General features: G+C 37.7%; 7 protein-coding genes. 2 read left to right on the forward strand and 5 right to left on the reverse strand.

Features of this window, described 5'->3' with window-relative positions; all coding sequences use genetic code 11:
* The first annotated feature begins 53 nt into the window (after nucleotides 1–53).
* Complete coding sequence (locus tag HUN22_RS14780; protein ID WP_174730840.1) at nucleotides 54–620, forward strand: DUF2062 domain-containing protein; 567 nt, start codon at nucleotides 54–56, stop codon at nucleotides 618–620.
* A gap of 32 nt (nucleotides 621–652) precedes the next feature.
* On the opposite strand, the gene HUN22_RS14785 is transcribed toward HUN22_RS14780, so the two are convergent.
* The 3 genes from HUN22_RS14785 to HUN22_RS14795 form a co-directional block, all read right to left on the reverse strand.
* Nucleotides 653–1,525 (reverse strand): 5'-methylthioadenosine/S-adenosylhomocysteine nucleosidase, encoded by an 873-nt coding sequence (locus HUN22_RS14785; protein ID WP_174730826.1) that lies wholly within the window; start codon nucleotides 1,523–1,525, stop codon nucleotides 653–655.
* A gap of 143 nt (nucleotides 1,526–1,668) precedes the next feature.
* The gene (apbC, locus tag HUN22_RS14790; protein ID WP_174730829.1) at nucleotides 1,669–2,859 is read right to left on the reverse strand and encodes an iron-sulfur cluster carrier protein ApbC; all 1,191 of its coding nucleotides are present in this window, start codon (nucleotides 2,857–2,859) and stop codon (nucleotides 1,669–1,671) included.
* 145 nt (nucleotides 2,860–3,004) lie between these two features.
* Nucleotides 3,005–3,505 carry a hypothetical protein gene (locus tag HUN22_RS14795; protein WP_174730832.1) on the reverse strand — a complete coding sequence of 167 codons (501 nt, stop codon included), beginning with the start codon at nucleotides 3,503–3,505 and terminating at the stop codon, nucleotides 3,005–3,007.
* Nucleotides 3,506–3,789: 284 nt separating this feature from the next.
* On the opposite strand from HUN22_RS14795, the gene metG reads away from it, so the two are divergent.
* Complete coding sequence (gene metG, locus HUN22_RS14800) at nucleotides 3,790–5,856, forward strand: methionine--tRNA ligase (protein ID WP_174730843.1); 2,067 nt, start codon at nucleotides 3,790–3,792, stop codon at nucleotides 5,854–5,856.
* 83 nt (nucleotides 5,857–5,939) lie between these two features.
* On the opposite strand, the gene HUN22_RS14805 is transcribed toward metG, so the two are convergent.
* Together HUN22_RS14805 and HUN22_RS14810 are read right to left on the reverse strand one after the other, a co-directional pair.
* Nucleotides 5,940–6,275, reverse strand: a complete 336-nt coding sequence (locus tag HUN22_RS14805; protein WP_174730835.1) for a calcium-binding protein — start codon at nucleotides 6,273–6,275, stop codon at nucleotides 5,940–5,942.
* Nucleotides 6,256–6,437: NF038215 family lipoprotein (locus HUN22_RS14810; protein WP_217484551.1), on the reverse strand; the 182-nt coding region annotated here is incomplete at its 5' end. The genes HUN22_RS14810 and HUN22_RS14805, both read right to left, overlap by 20 nt.

Consider the following 6,437-nt stretch of genomic DNA (forward strand, 5'->3'; position numbering starts at 1 on the left):
CATATATTGTTTCTGATTTTTTTTATATAGAGCATCGCGCTTTACTACCCTTAATGATTATGGCAAAGCATTTTTTTCAATCTTGGCTTCCCTCCCCCGAGAAAGTTTCAAATATGAAATTTCTAAGGATTTTTGGTAAAAAGACCCTTAATCCTGTGCTTTGGTATGTCAATCGAAAATCAATTACTCGTGCTGTTTTTGTCGGAACTTTTTTTGGTTTACTGCCTATCCCTTTTCACAGCGTATTTATTGTGATGGCGGTCTTACTATTTGAAGTAAATTTACCAATTAGCTTGATGCTCGCTTGGCTAAGTAATCCTCTTACTCTAGTTCCTATTTTATATATTGGTTTTTGGTTCGGTGCACACATTTTTCATGTGCATATGATCAACAAAGAAATGCTGCTTGGTGTATTGCATCAGATTTCTCGTTGGATTACTCATTTCGGCCATGGACATATTGATTTTAGTCTTGCGAAAATCTTAATGACAGGTCTTGTTGTAGAAGCCTTTGTATTTGCCGTCATTTTATATATATGCACAGAAATTTTCTGGCGCTGGATGGTCATTAAAAACTGGAAAACTAGACATCGTCAAAAGAAGCAAGAAGAAGTTTTATAAAGGTTCCTCTCTTCTTGCATAAGTTTAAATCATTATTTTGGCAGTTTTGATTTCATATACTCTTCAGCCACATTAAGCACATACTCTTGGCAAGCCTCTCCCGTACCAGGGTCATACGCTCCATTATTGGTAATATTATTAGATAAGATTCGAATGCCTAAAAACGGAACATTAAATTGACTTGCGATTTGCGCAACAGATGCTGCTTCCATTTCCTCAACAGAAGTGCCATAACGCTGATGGAAAAATTGAATACGATCTAGCTCATTATTCCAAACATCTGCTGAACCAATCGTTCCTTCAACTACCTCACCTTTATCATAACGGACTTTATGTGCTGCCATTAACAACTCTTGGTCACCTTCAAATTTGCGTATCGCAATCGGTTCTGGGTCAGATTCATCTGTTGGTAAAACATCAAAAGCCTCAACCCATGTGAGCGAGTTTGAACCACCACCCACTGGCTGTTTAGGAGTTCTAAATGCACCAATATTGGTTGTATATTTTCCTAAAACAATATCGTAAACGTGTAAATCTGGATCATGTCCACCTGAGGTACCCTGATTAATGATCGCAATTGGTTTATAGCGTTCAATCGCTAAAGCCGTTGCTGCAGCAGAGTTACTCATACCCATGCGGGTTTTAGAAATAATCATTGGATAACCGTTATAGGTTCCTTTCCAGAAGGTCCATCCACCAACTTTTTCAACAGTCTTATTCTCTAATTTTGAAGCCATTTTTTCCGACTCTACTGGCAAAGCACCCTGAATAATAATCGGCTGTAACTTCTGTTTTTGTTCCTGAACGGTGGGTGTTTGCGAAACTGATGAATTGTCATCGTTACACCCAACTAAAAATAAAGCGCTACATAAACTGATGACGCCAAAAGTAGATTTAAATTGCATTTTTTAACCTTTGTTTAAAAAAAGTGTAAAGTAGCAATCTACATGCCAATTTCAAGTTTAGCTTTGTTATTAGGATTCAGTATTTTAATTTTTTATTTTAATCAGACAATAAAAAACCCGACTTAAAGCCGGGTTTTAAACAATTAGAAAATACGCTTGTCATCACGTGTGCGTTGAGGGATTTTTTCAATCTGTTGCCAGACTGCTTTGGCAATGTCAATATAACTATCAGCCGCATCATCCATTGCCACAACACTAGGTTTACCCTGATCAGCATGTTCCCGTATTTGAGCATTAAGAGGCAAACGGCCTAACAATGGAATATGGTATTGCTCTGAGAGCTTATCACCACCACCGATACCAAAAATTTGCTCTTCATGACCACAGTTTGAGCAAATATGAGTCGACATGTTCTCAACGACACCTAATACTGGAATACCCACTTTATTAAATAACTCAATTCCTTTAGTCGCATCAAGCAAAGCAACATTTTGTGGAGTAGTCACAATGATTGAACCAGTCACTGGAATACGCTGTGCAAGCGTGAGTTGAATATCACCAGTACCCGGTGGCATATCAATCATAAGTACATCTAAATCTGGCCAAAGTGTTTGATTAAACAATTGCATTAGAGCACCAGTTGCTTTTGGTCCACGCCATGCAACAGGTGTGTTGTGATCTCCAGTTAAATGTCCAATAGAAAGCACAGCCATACCATAAGCATCTAAAGGTACAAAATTTTCACTTTCAATAAGAGGTGTTTTACCAGCGTTACCTAGCATGGTCGGAATACTTGGTCCATAAATATCAGCATCTAATACCCCAACCTTAAGTCCCATTTTTTGCAAGGCAAGTGCTAAATTGACTGTAGTTGTCGATTTACCAACACCACCTTTACCAGATGAAACTAAAATAACATTCTTAATGCGAGGGTGGAGTGGAACATCTCTTTGTTGCGGAGCGGTTTTTTGAATCGGTGGGTTATTTGGATCTGGTTCCGATTTAGGTGAAGCATCCATCACAGGAGGTAAATTTGAACTTTCTAGCGTAGGGCGCTTTTGTTGAACCACATGCAAATTAAGTTCTTCAATACCGCACTTTTCTAATGCACTCGCTAAATCATCATGGATTTGCTGCAAATGCTCTTTTTCATCAGGAAATGTATTAATAGTAAGTTGTAATACACGACCTTGAACTTGAAGCTGACTAATGCGCTCTTTTAAAGCATCTTTTGAATGCGGTAATAAATAATTTTGGAGTATGGTTTGGATTTCATCTTCTTTCACTTCTTGTGCGGGTGAAAAAACAGACTTTAGTGAAGAAAGCCAAGACATATTGTTTACTCCAAAAACAGATCATTACAGCTTAATGGAGATAGTGTAACAGTATTGGTCCGCACTCGCTCACCTTGGGATGAATAATTACTCACTTACAATCTCATCTTTTAGGTAAGGAGTGCAGATTTTAGTTTAAATCAGCTTATTCAGCAGAATCATGGTTTTTCAATTTATTGAGTTTATCGGTTGCAGTTTTCTTTAACTCATCAAGTTTTGCGGTTGCTTGTGTTTTCAACTCATCCAATTTTGTAGCAGCCTCTTCCTTTAATTCCGCAGCTTTGGCTTTCGCATCATCAAATTTATGGGCTGCTTCTGTACGTAAATGATCAAACTTATCTTGTAGACTATGCTGAGCATCCTCAAGTTTGCCTTTTAAATCAGTTGCTTTATCTTCGAGAGCCTCTTTACCAGACGCTTGTTTCTCTTTCACATTTTCCTTTAAATCATCCAAAGCTTTTTCGCCCTGTGCTTTTGCATCGGCTGCTTTTGCCTTCAATTGGTCTACTTTATCTTCCACTGCTTCTTTACCAGCAGCTTGCTTCTCTTTTACATTTTCCTTTAAATCATCCAAAGCTTTTTCGCCTTGTACTTTTGCATCAGCCGCTTTTGCCTTTAATTCATCTAATTTATTTTCAGTAGTCATCGTTGTTATCCTCATAGCTAATTAAAAAATTACCTGAATAAGTTATTAGTTATACATCTTTATGGCTTATTTTCTGACCGTAACTGCAATTTGAAACAAAGACAATACAGGATGATTCAAATATTTTTTGATTTGTTTATCTGTTCTAAAGAGAAACTATCAATGACTAAAATTCATTTTCATAGAATCCTCTTACACCAAGCCCAAGATTATTAATCTTTGCTTATCTCCCTGCATCAGTTAAAATCTTCCACCTTATAAATACGAATGAGAGAATGAAATCCGTGCGTAAAATTTTAGTCACTAATGCCCTCCCTTATGCTAATGGTCCAATTCATATGGGTCATTTACTCGGTTACATCCAGGCAGATATCTGGGTTCGTGCCATGCGAGCAATGGGTCATGATGTGACTTATGTATGTGCGGATGATGCTCACGGTACAGCAATTATGCTACGTGCCGAAGCAAATGGTATTAGCCCAGAAGAACAAATTGCGAATGTTCAAAAAGAACATATTCGTGATTTTGATGGTTTTGGCGTACATTTCGATCATTACGATTCTACACATAGCGATGCGAACAAAGCACGCTCAACAGATATCTATATTAAAAACCGTGAAGCTGGAAATATTGCAGTTCGTCCTGTAACTCAATTATTTGACCCAGAAAAAGGGATGTTCTTATCCGACCGTTTCATCAAAGGTACATGCCCAAAATGTAAGTCAGAAGATCAATACGGCGACTCATGTGAAGTGTGCGGTACGACTTATAATGCAACTGAGTTACTTAATCCGCGTTCTACTTTAAGTGGTGCAACACCAGTTGAAAAATCATCAGATCACTATTTCTTTAAACTACCGAACTTTGCTGAGTATTTACAGAAATGGACCCGTGATGAAGGTCGCTTACCTGTTTCAATTGCAAACAAACTTGATGAATGGTTTGAAGCAGGTTTAGCAGATTGGGATATTTCTCGTGACGCGCCATATTTTGGTTTTGAAATTCCAGATGCCCCAAATAAATATTTCTATGTTTGGGTTGATGCACCAATCGGTTATATGTCTAGTTTTGAAAATTACATCAAAGCGAAACGTCCAGATTTAAACTTTGATGATTTCTGGAAAAAAGACAGTCAAAACGATGTTTACCATTTCATTGGTAAAGACATTGTTTATTTCCATGCTTTATTCTGGCCTGCAATGCTTGAAGGCGCGAACTATCGCACCCCAACTGGCTTATTTGTAAATGGTTTCTTGACTGTAAATGGACAAAAGATGTCTAAGTCACGCGGTACTTTTATCAAGGCTGAGACTTATTTACAGCATTTAAACCCAGAATATTTACGCTACTACTTTGCGTCTAAACTATCAGATAAAGTTGAAGACTCTGACTTGAACCTTGATGATTTTGTTCAAAAAGTAAATTCAGACTTAGTCGGTAAAGTCGTTAACATTGCTAGCCGCTGTGCGAAATTTATCAACAGCAACTTTAACAATACTTTATCTGCTGACTGTGCAGAATCTGACTTGGTACAAAGTTTTATTGATGCAGGTGATTCAATTGCTGCTGCATATGAAGCACGTGAATTTTCTACGGCTATTCGTGAAATTATGGCGCTAGCTGACCGTGCAAACCAATATATTGATGAGAAAAAGCCTTGGGCACTTGCGAAACAAGAAGGTCAAGAACAACAAGTTCTTGATGTATGTTCGGTTGGTATCAACTTATTTCGTCAATTAGCTGTGTACTTGGCGCCTGTTTTACCGACTTTGGCTGCACAAGTTCAAGATTTCCTAAAACTTGACAGCTTTAATTTTGAGTCACGTAAACAAATCCTTGTAAGTCATGAGATTGCACAGTTCCAACCTCTCATGCAGCGTGTTGATCCAAAAGCTGTTGCAGCCATGGTTGATGCTTCTAAAGAATCTTTGGGTACTCCCGCTCCACAAGCAACAAAAGCCGCAGCAAAAAAAGACAAAGCAGCTGAGAAAAAAGCAGTGCCTACTCCAGCAGTTGGTGAAGCTGAAATTATCGGTATTGAAGATTTCTTAAAAGTTGACTTACGTGTTGCTCAGGTTGTTGAAGCAGATACAGTTGAAGGTTCAGATAAATTACTTCAGCTTACTTTAGACGTTGGTGAAGCTGAACCACGTAATGTTTTCAGTGGTATCCGTAGCCAATACGCGCCAGAAGATCTAAAAGGTAAATTGGTCGTTATGGTTGCTAACCTTGCACCACGTAAAATGCGTTTTGGTATTTCAAACGGCATGGTACTTGCTGCCGGAAATGGTGAAGGTATTTTCATTATTTCACCGGATAGCGGTGCGAAACCAGGCGATAAAGTTTCTTAATCTAGGTTCATAAAAAAGCTCCCTAAATTGGGAGTTTTTTTATATTTAAGAATCTTCAATGGTTTTAAACTAGCCATATCAAATTATGACCATGGCCATCCTTCACAAGGATTTTTAAATAAAACATGAACATTACCTAGCTCTTCATTTGTTAAATAACCATTCTTATTTTCATCTAAATAATTGAATAGCTTCGTTTGCTTATTTTCGCCTAGAAAACGCTTATCCGTAGGCCAATTATATGGATAGAAGTCTTGTACCCTTTGAAATTCTTTTAAGCTATAGATGCCATCATGATTTAGATCATATTTTTCCTGAAAAAGTTTCCAATCTAAAGACGCAGGCTCACATGCACTTACCCCATTTAAAATGAAGTAAGTGATGCAACCTAGAAATAATTTAATAGTTGGATAGCTCATGATTATTGGTTTGTAAATCAGAAATCTTATAATCTTTTTCATGAACAGGTGTACCCACAATAGTCATGGATCGTTCATTTGCCGATTGTTGTGTGCTTGTCGTTTTCATCTCACATCCTATCGTTAAGATGAGAAAAACTACAGAAATGCTCACCATTAGTT

This window comes from Acinetobacter lactucae (assembly GCF_013344765.1).
GTDB lineage: Bacteria > Pseudomonadota > Gammaproteobacteria > Pseudomonadales > Moraxellaceae > Acinetobacter > Acinetobacter lactucae_A.